Raw genomic sequence first — 19897 nt, 5'->3', positions numbered from 1 at the left:
TTAATATTTAAGACGAAAATGGTAAACTAAACACCATAAAGTATTGTAACACCATTTTCTAGGAATGTGTAACTTTTCCAACATTAAGGAGGATCACCATGACAGATAATCGGCGCAATGTTTACTTTTTCTACAAAAAACAGGATGATTTAGTACATAAAGTGGAAGGGCTTACTTCCCTCGCTTCCGAAAATGGATTTACAGTTGTGCAGGATGCAAAACAGGCTAACATCATTGTCAGCATTGGCGGGGACGGCACATTCCTTCAGGCTGTCAGAAAAACCGGATTCAGAGAAGACTGCCTGTATGCAGGGATATCCGTAAAAGGAACTGTAAGCCTTTACTGTGATTTTAAAATTGAAGAAACAGATAAAATGATTGAGGCCATGAGAGAGGCTCAAGTGGAGGTAAGACGTTATCCAATCTTAAATGTAACCGTTGACGGCCATACATCCTTCCAGTGCCTGAACGAATGCTCCATCCGCTCCGGCATCATCAAAACCTTTGTCATCGACGTCTTTATTGATGACCTTCATTTTGAAACATTCAGAGGAGACGGCATGATCATCTCTACGCCAACAGGCAGCACGGCCTATAACAAATCCGTTCAGGGAGCAGTGGTTGACCCGCTTCTGCCATGTCTGCAAGTAAGCGAGCTTGCCTCTTTGAACAACAATAAATATAGGACACTCGGTTCCCCGTTTATCTTAAGCGGAGACAGAAAGCTTACACTGAAAATCGTTCAGGACGGCAATGACCACCCTGTCATAGGCATGGACAACGATGCCCTGAGCATCCGCCACGTTGAAAACGTCGAGCTGTCCCTAAGCCCGTCCATGATTAAAACTGTCAAACTGAAAGACAATTCCTTCTGGGAAAAAGTGAAGCGGACGTTTTTATAAAGAAAAGCGGAATCGCCCGGTTAGCTCCGGGAGTCAGATAAGGAAATGGCGGTAAAGGCGCTTTTTGCCTTTGCCGACGGTTCCGTTCTGACAGAGGAGTTGGGCGATGGAGCTGGACACCAAGAAAAGCGGAATCGCCCGGTTAGCTCCGGGAGTCAGATAAGGAAACGGCGGTAAAGGCGCTTTTTGCCTTTGCCGACGGTTCCGTTCTGACAGAGGAGTTGGGCGATGGAGCTGGACACCACGAAAAGCGGAATCGCCCGTTTAGCTACTCTGTATTTTGCTCATGAGGATTGACAGATTGGCATTCTGGTTTTATTACCCTGTATTTCGTGATTGATGAAATATAGGGTATTATTTTGGTTTTTGCTGCCCTATATTCTGCTCTTGCTGATTTATAGAGCAGTATTTTTCCTTTTTGCATCCCTATATTCTGCTACTGCTAATTTACAGGGCAGCATTTCGCCTTTTTGCATCCCTATATTCTGCTACTCCTAATTTATAGGGCAGCATTTTTACTTTTTGCATCCCTATATTCTGCTACTGCTAATTTACAGGGCAGCATTTTGGCTTTCGGCATCTCTATATTCTGCTACTCCTAATTTGCAGGGCAGCATTTTTATTTGTGCATCTTGCCGCTCCAAAATAACCGACAGAGGAGGATGAACGGAATTTCAAAATTTGTTTTGCACGCTGTCTCCAATTTCCTCTTCGGTTACGTCTTTCAATACATGTTTGTCTTATTTGTTATACTCTTCCTTTATGTGAGTGAAGCTCTTGGCTATACATTAGATCCAACATTGGAAAAAGGATTATTGGTTCCTTTTCTTTTCATTACCGCTGCGGCAGGTTTGGTTTACTTTTCAGCAGTCATCTTGACAAACATGTATTACCGGAAGAAAATCAAATTGAAAAAAACGCATTTTCTACTGCTCACTTTTCTCTTCTTTTCATCAGGTGTCTTTGCAAACGGAGAGAGAATAGCAACCTTTTTCAATTGATAAAGCGATTGAACTGCAAAGCAGCAATAAAAAAACGCCTGGGAAGCCAGGCGTTTTTTATTACCTTCTAATCCAGCGTTCATTCACTTCTTCTCATACACAACCGTATCATCAACAACCGTCATAACCACTTCGGTTTCAAGAAGGGCATCTTCTTCAAAGATATCCCTGCTCAGGACGGTGAAGTCTGCGGTGTAGCCTTTTGCGATGCAGCCGTATTCATGTTCATGATGCACAGCATACGCGCTCCCTTTTGTGTAAAGCTCCACCGCTTCATATACAGACAATCTCTCTTCTGGAAGATAGACCTGCCCGTCGTAAATGCTCTCTCTTTTTACAGCCGAGTAGATGCCAAGGAGGGGGTCAATCGGTTCTATCGGCGCATCTGATCCCCCTGCACATTTCACGCCTTCTCTTATTAGCGTTTTCCAGGCGTAGCAGTACTTCATTTTATCCCGTCCGATGCGGTCCATCACCCATGGAAAGTCACTTGATGAAAATCTGGGCTGAATGTCGAGAATCACCGGAAGTTTCTTTACACGTTCAATGAGTTCCCCGCTCAGAATCTGAGCGTGTATCAGCCGGTCGTGCTGATGCTTTTGACGGGGCGGATTTGCCTCAATTGCATCAAGCGCTTTTTCAAAGGCGAGGTCGCCGATTGTGTGAATGGCTGCCTCCATGCCATATCCTCTGGCTTTTTGTATCAGGCTGTTAAGCCCTTCATCTGAATGGATGCTGACGCCATTTGTTCCGGGATCATCTTCATAAGGCTCGCTTAATAGAGCCGTTCTTCCCCCAAGTGCACCATCGGCAAATAGCTTCATTGCGCCAAATTCGATAAACGGCCCCAAATCCCGCTCTTTATGCTGAAATTCATCTGTTACATGATGATGAACAAGAAGATGTGCTCTAAATTTTTTCTTTTCTCCATTAATCACGGAGTCAAATGCGCCAAGAACATTTTCCAGGCTCCCGTAATATGACAGGTCTTCGGTATGTCCACCAACTAGACCTTTTTTATGGCAGTCCTCGATCGATTTCAGCAATGCTTTATGTAAATACTCCTTTGAAACCTGCGGCTGCGCTTGAAAAACAAGCTCCTGGGCCCCATCATGCATATAGCCTGTCGGATCTCCGTCCTTATCCCTGACGATCACGCCGCCTTCTGGGTCAGGAGTTTCTGCAGAAATACCTGCCAGCTCCATAGCTTTTGTATTCACAATGACGGCATGATGGCAGATTCGTTTAATTAAGATGGGATGAACATTCGAAATGTCATCAAGTTCTCTTCTGTGAAGAATTTTGCGGTCTGGAAATTGGTTTTCATTAAACCCTTCTCCGATAATCCACTCACCGTGCTGAATAGTCTTTGCACGCTCACGCAAGCTTTCAAGCACTTCCTCTGAAGAAGCCATTGCTGAAAAATCAAGGTGCATCAGCTTTTCGCCATGGCCAATCACATGCATATGACTGTCCGTAAAACCCGGCAGCATTGTATGTCCGTCTAAATTCATTTCTGCGGCCCCGGGATATAAAGACCGGAGTTTTGCCAAATCCCCCGTTTCTTTAATGATGCCTTTTTCGGTATAGACCGCTTCAACTGTATCTCTTTCTTCTATTAAAGTATAAATATTTCCACCGAACCAAAGCGTGCCCACGTTCTCATTCCTCCAGCTCTTTCATTTGAATCTATGGTATCATTCAGAGCATGGAAAAACCAGACAGAGAGCTCCTGTCTGGTTTTCATAAAATTTAAGCTTCTGCAAGCTCACGCTGTCTGAGCTCAATCCGTCTGATTTTGCCTGACGTCGTTTTTGGCAGTTCCTCGACAAATTCAATTTTACGCGGATATTTGTAAGGTGCTGTCAGTTCTTTGACATGATCCTGAAGAGCCGGAATCAAATCCGGTGAGGAGGCATCCACTTCCTCCTGAAGCACGACAAATGCTTTTACGATGCTTCCGCGAAGCTCATCTGGACTTGCGACAACCGCGCATTCCTTGACGAAAGGATGCTTGACGAGCGCATCTTCAACTTCAAACGGTCCGATTGTATAGCCTGAGCTGATGATGATATCGTCTCTTCTGCCTTCAAACCAGAAGTAGCCGTCTTCATCCTTTCTGGCGCGGTCACCTGTAATATAGTAGTCTCCTCTGAACTGCATGGCAGTCCGCTCGGCATCTTTGTAGTATTCTTTGAACAGGGCAGGAGTATCAACATGCACAGCGATGTCGCCGACTTCACCAACCGCACAGATGTCTCCGTCCTCATTGATGATTTCCACTTTATTGCCCGGCGTCGGCTTGCCCATAGAGCCAGGCTTCAGCTGCATTCCTTTCATCACGCCGACGAGCAGTGTATTTTCTGTCTGGCCGTAGCCGTCTCTGACTTCTATGCCGAAGTAGTTTCTGAACGTATCAATAACTTCCCTGTTGAGCGGTTCACCTGCTGAAACGGCGCTGTGAAGCTCAGGAAGAGAATAATCCTTCAGATTGTCCACTTTCGCCATCAGGCGGTACTCTGTAGGTGTACAGCAAAGTACGTTTACTTTATAATCCTGAAGCAGCTGCAGATACTTCTTAGGTTCAAAGCGGCCGTTGTACACAAGTCCCGTTGCCCCTGATCCAAGAACCGATAAGAACGGGCTCCAGATCCATTTTTGCCAGCCTGGTCCCGCCGTCGCCCAGACCACATCGTTCTCTTCAATACTAAGCCAATTGCTTGCAGCGGTTTTAAGATGGGCAAAAGCCCAGCCGTGCGTATGAACGACGCCTTTTGGATTGCCGGTTGTTCCGGATGTGTAGGACAAGAAAGCGTGGCTGTCTCTCTTTGTTTCTGCCATCTTGAGATCGCCTGACTGCCCGGCAGCCTCTTCTTCAAGACTGTACCAGCCCTCTGAAGTCCCTCCGACTGCAAATTTATGCAGGCTGTCATATTCGTTAATCCCGCTGCATTCCTCAGTAAAGTCGGTGTATGAAATGATGGCTTTCACATCTCCGTGGGTCACCCGGTATTGAAGATCCTTGGTGCGCAGCATTTCTGAGCTTGGTATGACAACAAAGCCTGCTTTAAGAGCTCCCAAGTAAACCGCATAAGCTTCTGGAAACCTCGGAATAATGACAAGAATTTTATCTCCCTGCTTAAGACCCTTACTAAGTAAAGCGCTTCCAATTCTGTTCGCTCTGTCTAGAAGCTGTCCGTATGTAAGTTCCTGTTTTTCTCCCTGCTCATTTTCCCATTTAAGAGCGACCCGGTTTGCATCTTTTGCGTGTTTTTCAACTTCTTCTACTAAATTGTAGATTTCTGGCGCAATTAGTTCATTTCTCAGCATCAGTGACCCCTCCTTGTACTTTCTATTCGATTATACATAATAATTTAACATTTTTGAATATTATTACAAAATAACTTCCTTTTTTAAAAATGAAAAAAGACACGGATAGAATCCGTGTCCTGTCTTAACTCTGTTCATTTGATTCCACTGCATTTTTAGGTTCGTTTCTTCGTTTTCTGCCTTGCTTTCTTGACTTTTGAAGCTTTTGGTCCTGTTCCGGTCCCTCAGAAAACTCAGTGCGGTTGTTTTTTGTCATGTTTGGCAGCCTCCTCTATATGAATTGCTCATCGAGCAAAAAAGGGCAAAGAAAAGAGCGGGGTATGATCCCCACCCTTCGTAGCCATATCTATTTAGTTCAGGTTATTTTGAAAATCCACCCATGTTTTGTTGAGCGTAAGATACTAGACGTTTAGTGATCTCACCGCCAACAGAACCGTTAGCACGAGCAGTTGTTTCAGGTCCTAAGTTCACTCCGAACTCAGAAGCGATTTCGTATTTCATTTGGTCGATCGCTTGTTGTGCGCCTGGTACTACTAGTTGGTTTGAGCTGTTGTTTGCCATGTGTTTTCACCTCCTTGTGAGTATAGATTGTGTAAAAACACATGGCTTCATACAAACTTAATTTGGTAATTGTTCACAATTTCATTTCATTAGAAGAATTCATCGAATTCTTCTTCAGAAACAGCAGACAATTCCACTAACTCAGTCCGTTCAACAGCTTTTAAAATCATCGGCTCAAAATCAAGAAAGCTTTCAAAACGCTGAGCTTTCTCAAGCTTTGGCTTCGTTGCCGGTGATGGAGGCGTAAAAATGGTGCAGCAGTCCTCATACGGCAAGATGGATGTATCATGCGTGCCGATCTGCTTTGCAAGAGAGATGATATCTTTTTTGTCAGAGGCAATCAGCGGCCTGATGATAGGCGTTTTCGTCACGTCGTTAATGGCATACATGCTTTCAAGCGTCTGGCTTGCCACCTGCCCGAGACTCTCTCCTGTCACAATGGCAAGCGCGTCATGCTTCTCCCGTATTTTATCGGCTATTTGCAGCATCATCCTGCGTGTGGAAGTCATGACATAGCTTTCAGGAACCTGCTTTTGAATCGCTTCTTGTATCTCTGTAAAAGGAACGATATGAAGTCTGATTCTGCCCCCGAAAACAGTAAGCCTGCGGGCAAGATCAATCACCTTTTGCTTTGCTCGTTCACTTGTGTACGGCGGGCTGAAAAAGTGGACAGCTTCTAGCTCTATCCCTCTTTTCATCGCAAAATAGCCGGCTACAGGACTGTCAATTCCTCCTGAAAGCATCAAAACGGCTTTACCGCTTGCACCTGCCGGCAATCCGCCGATGCCCTCGTAGTCTTTGGAAGACAGGTAGGCTGCTTCCCCGCGGACCTCAACCCTGACGTCAATATCCGGGCTGTGTACATCTACAGTCAGTCCTTCAGTATTTTTCAAGATATGGCTGCCTACTTCATAATTAATTTCATTTGTCAGCAATGGAAATGTTTTATCCGCTCTTTTAGCAGAAATTTTAAACGTGTCTCCTGACTTGTATTGGTCTTCTATTAAAGCGAGAGCACCATTTTTGATTTCTTCCAGTTCTCTTTTCGTCTTCAATACAAGACTGAAGGAGTGAATGCCGAATACGAGCGGAAGCTTCTCAAGAATCCCCTCGTGATTTTCCCCGTTCAAGTTGATATAAAGCCGGTCGCGGTTGCCCCAGTATCCCAGTGCAGGATAATCAGACAGCACCGATTTGAGGTTTTGCTTCAGACAGTTTACGAACCATCTTCTGTTTTTTCCTTTAGTGGTAATTTCCCCGTACCTTACCATAATGTGCTCATACTTCATAAAACTACCTCGCAAGTTTCACTAGTTTTTTTACAGATGCTTCTAAAACGGTTAAAAACCCGCTCCAGGTCTTTATCTTCTGTGTCGTACGAAAGGCTCACCCTGATGGAGCTTGAAGCAGCTGACCCGCTTTTTCCCATCGCAAGCAGCACAGTACTGCTGCGCTTTCGCTTTGAAGAGCAGGCCGAGGTGGTGGAGACGTAAATCTCTTCCTGTTCAAGCATCCGCAATAGAACTTCAGCCTCTGTACCCGGCACGGAAAAGTTGATAATATGGTCGGCCGACTGCCCGCCAGGCGTGTTGATCTGGACCGTTTCCATATTTGCGAGCCCCTTCAATAGGAAGTGCTTTTGGCGGTTCATCTTTTCCCTGTTCGATTTGTACCGTTCAGTCGACATTCTTAGTGCTTTTGCCATCGATGCAGCAAGAGCAGCACTTTCCGTTCCGGAGCGTGCCTGCATTTCCTGATCTCCTCCTGAGAGCATCGGCAAAAGCTTTACCCCTTTTTTCATATAAAGGGCACCGCATCCTTTCAAACCATGGAATTTATGGCCTGATATGGTGCACAAATCAATATGCTCAAGCGACAATGGAACCTTTCCTGCTCCCTGGACAGCATCCACATGAAATGCGATTCTCGGGTATGCCGCAAGCATTTCCCCTATTTGTTCAACAGGCTGAATGGTCCCAACTTCATTATTTATATGCATGATTGACACTAGGATCGTGTCAGGTCTAATGGCTTCTTCTGCCTTTTCTATTGTGATCATCCCGTACTCATCCGGCTGCAGGTATGTAACGTCAAAGCCGAAGTGTTCCTGCAGCTGCTTGATGCTCTCAAGGACTGAGGGATGCTCAATCTTGCTTGTGATGATGTGTTTCCCGTGATGTTTTCGCGCAAGAGCTGACCCTTTGACTGCCAGATTGTTCCCTTCAGTGCCGCCTGAGGTAAATATGACTTCGTTTTCTTCGGCACCTAAAAGCATGGCTGTCTGCCTTCTTGCCTGCGTGAGAACCTTTTCCGCTTCAGCTCCCAGGCTGTGCAGGGAGGAAGGATTGGCAAAAAACCGGGTTGCAACTTGTGAGAAAGCGTGCAATACTTCATCGTATGGTTTTGTTGTAGCGCTATTGTCCAGGTAAATCATTTCCTGCTCCTCCTGTGTACAAACGAGGATGATTTCCTCAATCTTTATAGTTTGCACGAAACAAACAATCATAATAACACAGTTTGATGAAATAAGAAATCTTTCAAATAACATTTGACAGATTTAATTTTTAGAATATAATAAAAATTGATTTAATCACATTTTTCGACAAATTTTTCGGCGAATGTGATAGGATGTAAACGGATACATTGTTAGTACGTATATCTCAGGGGGATTTTTTGATGTCGAATAAATCGTTAACCATAAAAGAAACATTTGTTATAGGACTGATGCTGTTTGCATTGTTTTTTGGCGCAGGGAACCTGATTTTCCCTCCGGCACTGGGGCAGCTCTCAGGAGATCACATGTGGACGGCGATTATAGGCTTCCTTATTACAGGTGTGGGACTTCCGCTTCTTGGAGTCATTGCCATCGGGCTGTCCGGCAGTGATATTCAGTCGCTTGCCGGCAGAGTCCATCCGCTGTTTGGATTCTTCTTTCCTTTTGTTCTCTATCTTGCAATTGGTCCAATCTTTGCGATTCCCAGAACGGCGACCGTCACATATGAAATTGGAGTGATTCCATATTTGCCGGAGTCATTGAGCGGGAACGGCTGGATCTTGTTTCTTTTCACGCTGGTCTTTTTTGCAGTAACGTACTGGCTGTCACTGAACCCTACCAAACTAGTTGATACAATCGGTAAACTGCTTACGCCGGTGCTGCTTTTAGTACTTGCCCTGATTACAGTGAAAATGCTGATTTCTCCGCTTGGAACGTTTGAAAGTCCCACGAAAGAATACGAGAACGGCGCGTTTTTCAAAGGGTTTCTTGAAGGCTACTTGACCATGGACACACTTGCGGCACTGGTTTTCGGAATTGTTGTCATCAATGCGGTGAAAGACAAGGGAGTTACGGACAGATCCCAAATAGCAAAAATTTGCTTGAACTCAGGGCTAATTGCTGCTGCAGGACTTATGCTTGTCTATATTTCATTGGCCTATCTAGGCGCTACAAGCGTCTCAAAAGTTGGATACCTTGATAACGGCGGAGCTATTTTATCTGAATCTGTTCATTACTTATTCGGATCTTTTGGAAATGCAGTCCTTGGGACGGCCATCCTGTTTGCATGCCTGACTACAAGTATCGGACTCGTTTCTTCCTGCGGCAATTATTTTTCGAAAATTTTCCCAAGTCTGTCTTATAAAACGATTACCTTAATCATTTGCCTGTTCAGTATGACAGTGGCAAACGCCGGATTAACAAAGCTGATTTCGTTTTCTGTTCCTGTTCTGGTGGCGTTGTACCCTCTTGCCATTGTGCTGATTGCTTTATCTTTCTTCCACTCCTATTTCAGGGGGGCTAACGAAGTTTATCTTGGAAGCCTGCTGTTTACATTTGTGATAAGCGTCGCTGACGGTCTAAAAGCGGGAGGACTTCTTCCAGCAGGACTGGACGCCTGGATGAAAGGGAATGTTCCATTGTTTGAATACGGCATTGGCTTTATAGTCCCTGCTGCAGTCGGCGGCGTTCTGGGATATGTCTATTCCTCGTTCAGAACGGCACCTGCTTCACCAGACAGCCGGAGAAAGTAACAAATAAAAAAGATCCCGCACCGTTGAAGGTGCGGGATCTTTTTTATTTGGACGTCTGTTCTTCCAGCATGCTTTGAAGCTTTGACAGCGAGCCAGGCTCAACCTGTTCCAAGGCTGCAGCTGCTTTATCGAGCGACTTTGTATATTCATAATTGCGGAAGTGATCCTCCGCTTCTTTCAGCTGTTCAGCAAGCGTACCATTTCTTCTCCGGTACTTGTTGCCGTACTGAATGACTTTCTCTGTCAGGTAGACTTGTTCAATCATTTCGTTTGACTGTCTTGAAAAAATTTCAATATGAGCAGTCGCTTCTTCAAGGATACGATTAACATCAATCATATTAAGCGGGATTTCTTCAAGCTTTCGGCCAGCGTCTGCGAGCGAACGCTTCGCTTCTTTCAAAAGTTCTGCAAGATTTGGCGGCAGTCCGGGAACGTTGCTTTTTTGAATCTTCCGGCTTGCTTCATAAAGCTGTTTTCTTCCTTCAGCAAGGGCTGCCCGCGCTTCTCTTTCTTCTTTCCTCAGTGCACGGAGCATTTCACTGAATTCCTGGTGCTCTGCACGCACTTCTTCGATTTGTCTTTGGAGCTGTTCGAGCTCTTCCTTCAAAATGGAATGGGCCAGCTGTTCGGACTGAAGCTTGTTCTGGATAAGAGAAAACTGTTTGCACAGCGCTGAAATCTGTTTTTCAATTTTACGGCGGCGGTCAAGGTCCACTTCTGAAATCTGGTAGCTTTCTTTGACAAGTTCCGCTTCTTCTTCTGTTTCCTGGCGCTTTTTAAGAAGATCTGCAAGCTGCTCATCTATTTTTACAGCAGCGGTCTGGACGAAATGATGGGCGAGTACTTCTTTTTCAAGCAAATCGTAAAAAGTATCAATCGCTTCCTGCATCTCTTCTATATTTTCTTTTACTTCGAGAGTCTCGCCTTGAGCAAGAAGGGCCATATACGCCTCCAGCTGTTTGTTCATTTTTTCAAGCTCTGTCTCAAGCTGGATATGCTTCAGATGGAATCCGTTCTCAAGCATTTCCTGATAGCCGTCAGACAGCTCTGAAAGCTGATTTGGAATGACAGTCTGACATTCTGCGAGCAGCTTTGGAATTTCGTCAATCTTCTCAAGGAGAATATGGATCTCGTCCTTTTGCCCCAGAAGGATTTCACGTGCTGCAAGGTAATTCCCTTCTTCTGTTTCCGCTTCAAACTGCTTAAGCGCCTCAGTGATTTCTGCAAGCCTGATTTCAAGCGCCGCATGCGACTTTCCGAAGGTATGGCTGTGCGCAAGCAGGGTCTTCTTCGCTTTTTTGACCTGTATTCTTACCTCTTCGATTTCTGTGCTGTTTTTCTCTTCACTTGTAATCAGTTCATCAATTTCAGAGATGATGATTTCAATTGATTCGTCAACAAGCTTAAGCGTTTTCTCGATATGTTCAAGCACTTTTTTCGATTTGGAAAAGCGGTACTTGTCTGCGTAATCCTCTGCATCAAACAGGAGCTCCTCTACTTCCGGAAGCTGGGCTGTCAGGATCTCGTCCCACTCTTTTCTCCACCGCTCAAATAATTCTTCCGCCTGTCCTGTCATCTTTAAATCTTTGACCTTTGAAAGCTCATCTGCAATCGACCGGTTCATGATTTCGATTTTCAAGGCTTCCAGCCGGTCTACTTCTTTGTAAATATTTCTTCTGATTGCGTAGCCGACTCCAAATAAAACCAGCAAAATGACAATAAGTCCAATAACGACTTCCATAGTGAGCCCCCTCGTTGTGTTCCAGCAAATCGTCATAACAAGGTATAATATATTTATATGAATGTAAGTAACGATTGTCGAATTTTCATATGTAATCAGTTCATTATACGGTTAAATGTTTTTTCATTGTATTTATGATACCATGTAAACGACAATTTTTGACCGGTATTTTAAATTTTTTTGCACAATTTATCGCCATATTTCGCGGTACTTGAGAGGGGATTTTCTGCATGAGAAAAAAAGACGGACATGTACATACGCCATTTTGCCCGCACGGCTCTGATGACAGCCTTGAAATGTATGTTGAAAGGGCTTTGAGTGAAGGATTTGAGGAGCTGACTTTTACAGAGCATGCCCCTCTTCCGGAAGGGTTCAATGATCCTGTTCCAGGGAGCGACAGCGCTATGAGCCGGTCTAAATTGGAGGATTATATTACCCGGGTCACTGCAGTGAAAAAGTCCTTTGACGGAAATATAAAAATTAATCTCGGCTTTGAAGTGGACTTTATCCGCGGTTATGAAAAAGGGACAGAACGCTTTTTAAACGACTATGGCCCGTACATGGATGACGGGATTCTGTCTGTTCATTTTCTGAAACCCGGCACTGAGTATCAATGCCTTGATTTTGACAGTGACACCTTTTTAAAAATGGCTGAATCGGCCGGCGGCGTAAGGAAGCTGCATGAACTGTACTATGAGACTCTGCTTGCTGCAGTTCAATCAGAGCTTGGTCCTTATAAGCCGGGCAGGCTTGGACATCTGACGCTTATAAAAAAATTTCAGAGAGCATTTCCGGCTGAGTTTGACTTAAAAGACCTGCAGCTGTCCCTTCTTTCTGCTGTTAAAAAGAACCGGATGGAACTCGATTTTAATACAGCAGGACTGAGAAAAGATCTTTGCGGCGTGATTTATCTTGACGGATGGATGATCAGGGAGGCACAAAAACAAAACATCCCTCTCATATACGGGTCTGATGCCCATAGTGCAAAGGATGTTGGAGCACACTATTTTCATTATGAGGAGGCCCTTGTCTGATTGGAAGGATTCCTTACACAATCGCTTCCTTCTTTGACGGATCGCATAAAAGATGGTCAATCCAGATTTCGATTTCGTGAAAATACTGTTTCACGAAGTAGATTTCATGTGTTTGAATATAGAGGACTTCGCTCATATATTGCGGCTGAAGGTACGGCATGTTCAGAAGGCTCTTCAGCTGTACAAGAATGTGGGCCATCGGTGCTTTCCGGAACTGTCCGGAGAGGATGCCCTCTTCAAGAATGGCTTTAAAAAAGTACTTCTCTTTTGTGAGATACGTTGTCATCACTTCTCTGATCAACATAGAGTCGAGGGTTACTTCTCTCAGAACAAATCGTGCAAGTTGACGGTTTTCATGCTGATAGTTTAGAATATCCCCAATTAAGAGAAGCAGGCAGTTTTTTGGTGTTTCACGGCTCAGGCGGAGATAGCCTGTTTCAATGACTGAAAGGTATCCTTCATAATACTTTGAAACCAAGTATTCCAGAAGGCCGCCCTTTCCATTAAAGTAATAGGAGATGTGAGCAACATTGACATTCGCTTTTTTGGCAATTTCCCTCACGGATGTGCCGTTAAAGCCCTGTGTGTTGAACAGTGCTACAGCTGCATCGATAATCTTTTCTTTCGTTTGATTGGAGGCGTTCGGCTGCACTGGCATAAATCTCACCCCTTTCATCATTACTTTGTACATTCAAGAAAATAGGAGAATATCCTCTATTCTTTTCTCGACAAAGTTTGTCCGCACGCTTATAAACGCGTGAAAAATACACAAAGGTGGGGAAATATCGTGTTTCATGTCGAAAATTACAGCGGAAAACAAGAAGAAAATTACGAAATGCTCATTAAGCAGCTGAAGGCTTTGCTGCATGGAGAAAAAGATGCCATTGCCAATCTGGCCAATGCGTCGGCTCTATTAAACCAGTTTCTTAAGGAGATCAATTGGGTCGGTTTTTATCTTTACAAAGACAGCGAGCTTGTTCTTGGCCCGTTTCAGGGATTGCCGGCGTGCGTCAGAATACCTGTCGGAAAAGGCGTCTGCGGGACCGCTGCTCTTAACCGCAAAACGGAGAGAGTGGCGGATGTTCATGCTTTTCCGGGACACATCGCGTGTGATGCAGCATCTCAGTCTGAAATCGTCGTCCCGATGGTGAAGAACGGAGAGTTAATCGGCGTCCTTGATATTGACAGTCCAATTAAAGACAGATTCAGTGAGCTTGACCAAAAGTATCTGGAGAAGTTCACGGAAACACTTATTGAATTTCTATGAGTTTTCCACTTTTAAAAGTATGACAAAATGCCCGAGAGGTCTGAGAACCCCTTGGGCATTTTTTTATAAAGCATCCAAAGCCTGATTCAGATCATTCCAAATGTCTTCCACATTTTCAAGGCCGACAGACAGCCGCACAAGATTGTCGCTGATGCCCATCTCCTGCCTTTCCGATTCTGGAATAACCGAATGGGTCATAGTGGCAGGATGCTGAATCAGACTCTCCGCATCACCCAGACTTACAGCGATTTTTATAAGATTCAGCGCGTTCATAAATCGCTGAACCTCCAATTTGCTCTCTTCTTTTAACGTGAAAGAAATCAGTCCGCCGCCTTTTTTCATTTGCTTTCTGGCAATACGCGTTTCCTCAGAGTCACCGATAAATGGATACACAACCTGCCCGACTGCAGGATGCTTCAGCAATCTCCCGGCAATTTCGGCAGCACTCTCACAATGCCGGTCCATTCTGACTGGGAGAGTCTTCAGCCCTCTAAGCAAAAGCCATGCATCAAACGGAGACATAATGGCCCCGATATCTTTCCTTTCTGTCATAGCAAGCTTTTGAATGTACTCTTTATCCCCCGCAGCAAACCCGCCGATCACATCTCCATGCCCGCTGATGTATTTCGTGGCGCTGTGAAGAACAATGTCACAGCCGTGAGAAAGCGGCTGCTGAAGGTACGGCGAGCAGAACGTATTGTCAACCACGACGCGAAGCCCATGAGCTTTAGCAGCTTCTGCAACGGTTTGAAGACTGATGATTTGCATCGTCGGATTAATTGGCGTTTCAATATAAATAAAGGCAGTTTCCGGTCTAATCTCTTTTTCAATCTCTTCTTTTGAAGCAAGCTCAGAAAACGAATACGTCACGCCAAACTTTTCTTTCAGCATGTTCAAAAGACCAAACGTACAGCCGTAGATCCCTTTTGAGCAAAGAATGTGAGAACCCGTTCTCACCATTGACATCATAACGGCAGAAACCGCTCCCATGCCTGATCCAAAAGCAAGTGCTGCTTCTGCTCCTTCAAGCGACGCAATCTTTTGTTCAGCCAGCTGAACCGTCGGATTGCCGAGCCTTGAATAAATATGTCCTTCTTCTGCTCCTGCAAATCTCTGCTCGCCTGTTTCCGCCCTGTCAAAAATAAAAGTGGCCGTTTGATAAAGCGGCGGAGCCAGACTGTTATATGGATCTTTCATCTTTTCCTGACTGTGAATCACCTTTGTTTCAAATTGATATTCCTTCCCCATGTCTTTTCCCCCTTAAGCTGCTGCCTTACATATCATATGATAAACTAGCTTATTTTGAAAGCGCTTTCTTATTATCATAAAAAAAGAAGCATCAGGAGGTCTCGTGCACGACCTCTGATTCTTCATGAAAGACAACGCAGTTCTTTCCGTTTTCTTTTGCTTTGTAAAGCGCCTGATCTGCTCTTCTTATCATTCTTTTCAGTGATTCAGGCTCCTCTGCCGTCCAGTGGGCGACGCCGCACGAAATGGTAACAGACGGAAAGGTCTCATTCTTTACAGACTCAACGATGCGGTTCGCAAGTTCGATGCCAAAATGAGGGTCAGCCTGAGGCAAGTAAACGGCAAGCTCCTCACCGCCCCATCTGGCTCCAACATCATTTTTTCTGATGCTGTTCATAATGATGCCGGCCACCTGAATTAACACATCGTCCCCTGTCTGATGTCCGTGCGTATCATTAACGGCTTTAAAATCATCAATATCCATTAAGATAAGTGCTCCCTGGCTGTCTGTTTTAAGAGAGTGGTGCACCGAATCATCCAGATAATTGCGGGAATAAAGTTTTGTAAGGTGGTCTGTAATCACAAGCAGTTCAAGTTCTTCTCTCAGCATGGAGTTCATTAATGCAAGCGTTGAATGGTGAATGAGCGACTGCATCAATTTAAACATTTCAAACGTGAACGCATAGGGTTCTCTGTGCAAAATAACAGCAAAACCCTTCAATTCATCCCTTTGCACCATCGGAATGGCAATCATGGAAGAAAAAGCGGCATCTTTCACCTTTAAGTCACCGATGAATACTCCTTCAAGCTCCTGCCTCACTCTGCTTTCTGCAAGCCTCAGATAAAAATCTGCACCCTCACTCTGAAAAAAAGAAGTGCTGCCAGGCAGCATCCGTGTTCCGCCTTCGCTGCTGGTATAAAAGAAGCCGGTCTCATCAGCAGAAAAAGAACGGATAATCCGGTCCGACATATAAGTCATCGTATCGATCAGCCTTAAGTTTTTGTTGAGTTTGTGAGATGTCTCATTAATGAGCTGCAAATCAGAAACCAGTTTTTTCGACTGTTCGTAGAGCTTGGCATTTTCATAAGCATGACCGGCAGCTTCTGCAAGTGAAGCCGTCATCACCGTTTCATCCTCGTCCAGTTCAGACCGGTTCTGCTGAGTAACCTCGACTACACCGTATATGCCCTGGTTCCCTTTAAGCGGCGCATACAAAATTACCTGGTTTGCAGACTCCGGGGCATCCCATTTAATCTCTCCCGTCAAATAGGCTTCCATTGCGCTCGCACTGCCTGTTCCTTCGTAATCGAACTCTTTCACCGGCAGTTCATGTCTGCTGCCACTGTCATGCGATAAAAATAAATAAAACAGGTAGTCAGGAAACAATTTCTGAAGAGAAAAAATGAATTGATTTAACACTTCATCCTTATTCATCGTCGCATGAAGCTTTTTAGTAAGCGCATAAAGCTCCTGATAGTTTTTTTCCATTTCCGTTTTCTTTTGAAGGCGCTGAAAGTAAGCAAGAAAATGATTGCACTCTTTAGTTAAAAGTCTATAAAAATCTTCATCGAAAACGTGTTCCTTCTCTGTTACGGAAAGCAGGAATCCCTCAGAAAGCATAAGGTCAACCCTTGACTCTGTCCGCTCAATTAATGAGCGTTTCTGTCTGAAGGGCACCGTGTGGTAGGAATGCGAACTTGCAGCAATCAACAGGTACTGATCCTCTTTGCGCTCAAAAAAAGAAACACACTCTGCACTTAAATATGATTGGAGGCAGCTGACAGCATATTCCTCTGCCTGTCTGCTGTACGGACGTGCCTGACTGCTGATATAATCAAAAAAAGAACTTTTAATGGATAGTAGTATGTATTCAGAATGACTTGTCACAAAAATCCCCCGTATGTCCGAATCAGCTTTCGTTACTTCAGTATAACATATATTTTTTTCCAATTTCTTATCCGAATGTGTTATTTCCTCTATTTGTATTATCGTCTTTCTTAATAGATTGTTGACTTTCAAATATCAAAATTATATAATGGTCGTTGTGTAAAATAAATATTCGCAGCCTATTGATACCACTGCTGTGATTTCATTTTGTTCCTCTGTGATGAGGTGTATCGTGTAACTCTCTGCTGCTGGAGCGAGGATATATGAAAACAAAATGTGCACTCAGTCAGGGTCAGTCTGTTTTTATTTTATGCCAAATAAAAACATGTAAGGAGGAGACATCTATGTCTCGTTATACAGGTCCAAGTTGGAAACTTTCCCGCCGTCTGGGAATTTCATTAAGCGGAACAGGTAAAGAATTAGAAAAGCGTCCATTCGCACCAGGTCAGCACGGCCCGACTCAGCGTAAAAAACTTTCTGAGTACGGCTTACAGCTTCAAGAAAAACAAAAGCTTCGCCACATGTTCGGTGTGAACGAGCGTCAATTCCGCAACACATTTGACAAAGCTGCTAAAATGACTGGTAAACACGGTGAAAACTTCATGATTCTTCTTGAATCACGTCTTGACAACGTTGTTTATCGTTTAGGCCTAGCTCGCACTCGCCGCCAGGCACGCCAAGTTGTTAACCATGGCCACATCATGGTTGATGGAAGCCGCGTAGACATTCCATCATACCAAGTGAAGCCAGGTCAAACAGTTACACTTCGCGAAAAATCTCGCAACCTTGACATCGTTAAAGAATCTATCGAAGTAAACAACTTCGTTCCTGATTTCCTAACTTTCGATGCTGACAAATTAGAAGGTACTTTCACTCGTCTTCCAGAGCGTTCTGAAATGCCTGCTGAAATTAACGAAGCTCTTATCGTTGAGTTCTACTCTCGTTAAGTAAAGTGGTTCTTAAATAACTTTTATAAAACCCTAGAAACGTTGATAAAACGGCTTTTCTAGGGTTTTTTTAATTTGTTTGGTTCTTAGAATAACACATAATAACGTATTTATTTGGGGGAGATTGGGGGAAGTTTTGGGGTAATAAAACAAGTGGACAGATCACCTCTAACTATTAATCCCCCTCTATCTTGTTTAAAGATTTCCTGTTTATAAAATATAATTGGAGACAACAATAAAATAGCAAAAAAGGCTTCCCTAAAACTATCGGGAAGCCTCTTATCTGTTTCAGAACAAAAGTAACTGTTATTTTAGATTTTGGGTCATTAGCACATAAAGTTAAACGTTATTACAAAATGTTAGACAACTTTGAGAGAAATTAATATTTTATTTACGCAAGATACCCGCCTTTTATTAAAATAGATGTTTTTTTGCCGTTTTGATAAATTCTTCTCCAAAATCAAATGGTAGATACCTTAAACTATTATCATGGACTAAAATTTCAATTTCATTCCATTTTTTGATATCTTTTTCGACATGAACTTTTTCCAATTCCAAAATTTCTTGCCTTAACTTCTGTATTACCCACTCTTTCTCAGAATCCAGTATATCGACAAATCTCTCATCTAAACTCCCATCAAAGGATTGGTTATAGTAGCAATCGAAAAAAAATTTCAACCATTCATACTCCTCATTGATATTCATCATTCTTACTCCTTTTTATTGTTTTCTAGGATATGCTGTTACTATGCTAAATCCAGTCTCCGAGTTCCTATCTTTTTTAATTAGCATAAACACACCTTGAAGATTTTTGTCTAGGCTAGATCCACCTGAGCTATAACCTTTACCTATTGAAAAATTAATTTTATGTGTCAAGCTTTTTGAACTAGTAGCATTATCGTCTAACAACCACTTTGATATTTCGTTAGAATTAGCAATCAAAGCACTTTCTATTGCTGAAATAGCTGTACTTTGACTATTGAACTTAGATGAGTCTCTTTTTTTGATCCTGGATCTACATACATATCTTATCCTCCTATTGTATTGTCTTTACGATAGGTATATCAGTCTAATATATGGATTAATTTACTATTATTTATAAAATATAGAAATTATTAGAACGTCAATTAATTCTTTAAAGTTATTATTATGTTAATTACTAATATCTCGTTAAATTTGCCCAAATTGGTGAAGGTTTTCAAAAGTCTTTCTCAAAACCTAAAAATAATAGGTTTTTTCAAGCTATAGAGTTCTACTCTTGTTAATTCATTCGCTCTTTAAAGAGCAATGTAAAAACCCTAGAAACCTTGTTAAACCAAGGTCTAGGGTTTTTTGTTTATTTTCAGCTTTTAGAATAATGTATTCTCCCCTTGCCAGTTTTGGAAGATTTTGCGGAATCGATAAAATCTATATTTTAAAAAATCTTGGGCAGACGATTTTTTGCATGATTAAACCCAATCTGAGTTTGCTTAGTGGGCCTTTGTCTGCTGTTATAGGCACGGATGTACATTATACTGCGCGAAAAATGTCACTCTTTTATAAAAAGTTTTTTTCAAACAGCCACTAATCACGCTTACATTTGCAGGGATAGTAAAAAACGATCATCTTTAAAATTAATCAGCTTCTATCTGATCCACTATTACTTTACCATGCTCATCTAACAAAGGTGTGAGAGTGCAGCCTTGCGCACTCCAAGTGTATAAATAGTTAACACCTGTTTGACGGTCAACCCATAGAGATATTAGGCTTCCATGCTGAGAGGTCTGTATCAGCTTTTCATCAAAACGTTTATTGGCATTTTTATCTTTTTTATTGAACATCATTTACCGCTCCTTTATACAGATTTTTTCCATACTCAATCTGTTTTCTCCTTTCTAATTAAATTAAACTGCATGTCCTCTCTATTCTATCCGGTAAATGTTTTTCCTGCAGTTAACTGTCTAAATCATTTC

19 protein-coding genes are annotated in these 19897 nt (G+C 43.2%); 6 read left to right on the top strand and 13 right to left on the bottom strand.

What is annotated here, in order from left to right; genetic code table 11:
* Nucleotides 1–98: 98 nt before the first annotated feature.
* Nucleotides 99–902 carry an NAD kinase gene (locus RKD52_RS05730; protein WP_454099007.1) on the top strand — a complete coding sequence of 268 codons (804 nt, stop codon included), beginning with the start codon at nucleotides 99–101 and terminating at the stop codon, nucleotides 900–902.
* A 662-nt stretch (nucleotides 903–1564) separates the two neighbouring features.
* Nucleotides 1565–1903, top strand: a complete 339-nt coding sequence (locus RKD52_RS05725) for a hypothetical protein (protein ID WP_454099006.1) — start codon at nucleotides 1565–1567, stop codon at nucleotides 1901–1903.
* Between the two features lie 83 nt (nucleotides 1904–1986).
* Here RKD52_RS05725 and RKD52_RS05720 read toward each other — a convergent pair whose 3' ends face one another.
* From RKD52_RS05720 to RKD52_RS05695, 6 genes are all read right to left on the bottom strand, one after another.
* Nucleotides 1987–3561 (bottom strand): amidohydrolase, encoded by a 1575-nt coding sequence (locus tag RKD52_RS05720; protein WP_454099005.1) that lies wholly within the window; start codon nucleotides 3559–3561, stop codon nucleotides 1987–1989.
* 94 nt (nucleotides 3562–3655) lie between these two features.
* Nucleotides 3656–5233 (bottom strand): acyl-CoA synthetase MbcS, encoded by a 1578-nt coding sequence (gene mbcS / locus RKD52_RS05715; RefSeq protein ID WP_454099004.1) that lies wholly within the window; start codon nucleotides 5231–5233, stop codon nucleotides 3656–3658.
* Nucleotides 5234–5357: 124 nt separating this feature from the next.
* Nucleotides 5358–5489, bottom strand: a complete 132-nt coding sequence (locus RKD52_RS05710; RefSeq protein ID WP_267881643.1) for a hypothetical protein — start codon at nucleotides 5487–5489, stop codon at nucleotides 5358–5360.
* 104 nt (nucleotides 5490–5593) lie between these two features.
* Nucleotides 5594–5794, bottom strand: a complete 201-nt coding sequence (locus RKD52_RS05705) for an alpha/beta-type small acid-soluble spore protein (protein WP_029279082.1) — start codon at nucleotides 5792–5794, stop codon at nucleotides 5594–5596.
* 89 nt (nucleotides 5795–5883) lie between these two features.
* Nucleotides 5884–7083 (bottom strand): tRNA uracil 4-sulfurtransferase ThiI, encoded by a 1200-nt coding sequence (gene thiI, locus RKD52_RS05700; protein WP_454099003.1) that lies wholly within the window; start codon nucleotides 7081–7083, stop codon nucleotides 5884–5886.
* On the bottom strand, nucleotides 7080–8228 hold the full coding sequence (locus RKD52_RS05695) for a cysteine desulfurase family protein (RefSeq protein ID WP_454099002.1): 1149 nt from the start codon (nucleotides 8226–8228) through the stop codon (nucleotides 7080–7082). Before RKD52_RS05695 ends, thiI begins: the two co-directional genes overlap by 4 nt.
* 242 nt (nucleotides 8229–8470) lie before the next feature.
* Between RKD52_RS05695 and brnQ the strand changes: the two genes are divergently transcribed.
* Nucleotides 8471–9820, top strand: coding sequence for a branched-chain amino acid transport system II carrier protein (gene brnQ / locus RKD52_RS05690; protein ID WP_369734612.1), 1350 nt, complete (start codon nucleotides 8471–8473; stop codon nucleotides 9818–9820).
* Between the two features lie 43 nt (nucleotides 9821–9863).
* Here the strand turns inward: brnQ and ezrA are convergent, their stop codons facing one another.
* The gene (gene ezrA, locus RKD52_RS05685; RefSeq protein WP_454099001.1) at nucleotides 9864–11561 is read right to left on the bottom strand and encodes a septation ring formation regulator EzrA; all 1698 of its coding nucleotides are present in this window, start codon (nucleotides 11559–11561) and stop codon (nucleotides 9864–9866) included.
* A 230-nt stretch (nucleotides 11562–11791) separates the two neighbouring features.
* Here ezrA and hisJ point away from each other — a divergent pair, with 230 nt between their 5' ends.
* Nucleotides 11792–12595 carry a histidinol-phosphatase HisJ gene (gene hisJ, locus RKD52_RS05680; protein ID WP_454099000.1) on the top strand — a complete coding sequence of 268 codons (804 nt, stop codon included), beginning with the start codon at nucleotides 11792–11794 and terminating at the stop codon, nucleotides 12593–12595.
* A gap of 13 nt (nucleotides 12596–12608) precedes the next feature.
* Here hisJ and refZ read toward each other — a convergent pair whose 3' ends face one another.
* Complete coding sequence (refZ, locus tag RKD52_RS05675) at nucleotides 12609–13253, bottom strand: forespore capture DNA-binding protein RefZ (RefSeq protein WP_369734609.1); 645 nt, start codon at nucleotides 13251–13253, stop codon at nucleotides 12609–12611.
* A 129-nt stretch (nucleotides 13254–13382) separates the two neighbouring features.
* On the opposite strand from refZ, the gene RKD52_RS05670 reads away from it, so the two are divergent.
* A complete protein-coding gene (locus tag RKD52_RS05670; protein WP_454098999.1) occupies nucleotides 13383–13862 on the top strand; it encodes a GAF domain-containing protein in 480 nt (159 codons plus the stop codon).
* 63 nt (nucleotides 13863–13925) lie between these two features.
* Here RKD52_RS05670 and megL read toward each other — a convergent pair whose 3' ends face one another.
* A complete protein-coding gene (megL, locus tag RKD52_RS05665; RefSeq protein ID WP_454098998.1) occupies nucleotides 13926–15110 on the bottom strand; it encodes a methionine gamma-lyase in 1185 nt (394 codons plus the stop codon).
* A 91-nt stretch (nucleotides 15111–15201) separates the two neighbouring features.
* A complete protein-coding gene (locus RKD52_RS05660) occupies nucleotides 15202–16998 on the bottom strand; it encodes a GGDEF domain-containing protein (protein WP_454098997.1) in 1797 nt (598 codons plus the stop codon).
* A gap of 344 nt (nucleotides 16999–17342) precedes the next feature.
* Between RKD52_RS05660 and rpsD the strand changes: the two genes are divergently transcribed.
* Nucleotides 17343–17945 (top strand): 30S ribosomal protein S4, encoded by a 603-nt coding sequence (rpsD, locus tag RKD52_RS05655; RefSeq protein ID WP_454098996.1) that lies wholly within the window; start codon nucleotides 17343–17345, stop codon nucleotides 17943–17945.
* Between the two features lie 414 nt (nucleotides 17946–18359).
* On the opposite strand, the gene RKD52_RS05650 is transcribed toward rpsD, so the two are convergent.
* The 3 genes from RKD52_RS05650 to RKD52_RS05640 form a co-directional block, all read right to left on the bottom strand.
* Nucleotides 18360–18653: a hypothetical protein gene (locus RKD52_RS05650; protein ID WP_454098995.1), complete on the bottom strand. Its 294-nt coding sequence runs from the start codon at nucleotides 18651–18653 to the stop codon at nucleotides 18360–18362.
* 12 nt (nucleotides 18654–18665) lie between these two features.
* Nucleotides 18666–18953, bottom strand: coding sequence for an RNase A-like domain-containing protein (locus tag RKD52_RS05645; RefSeq protein WP_454101150.1), 288 nt, complete (start codon nucleotides 18951–18953; stop codon nucleotides 18666–18668).
* Between the two features lie 605 nt (nucleotides 18954–19558).
* The gene (locus RKD52_RS05640; RefSeq protein WP_454098994.1) at nucleotides 19559–19768 is read right to left on the bottom strand and encodes a DUF6440 family protein; all 210 of its coding nucleotides are present in this window, start codon (nucleotides 19766–19768) and stop codon (nucleotides 19559–19561) included.
* Nucleotides 19769–19897 lie beyond the last annotated feature (129 nt).

The organism is Metabacillus sp. SLBN-84, assembly GCF_053629595.1.
The sequence above is the reverse complement of the archived record's forward strand: the minus strand, read 5'-3'. Positions and strand labels throughout refer to the sequence as shown.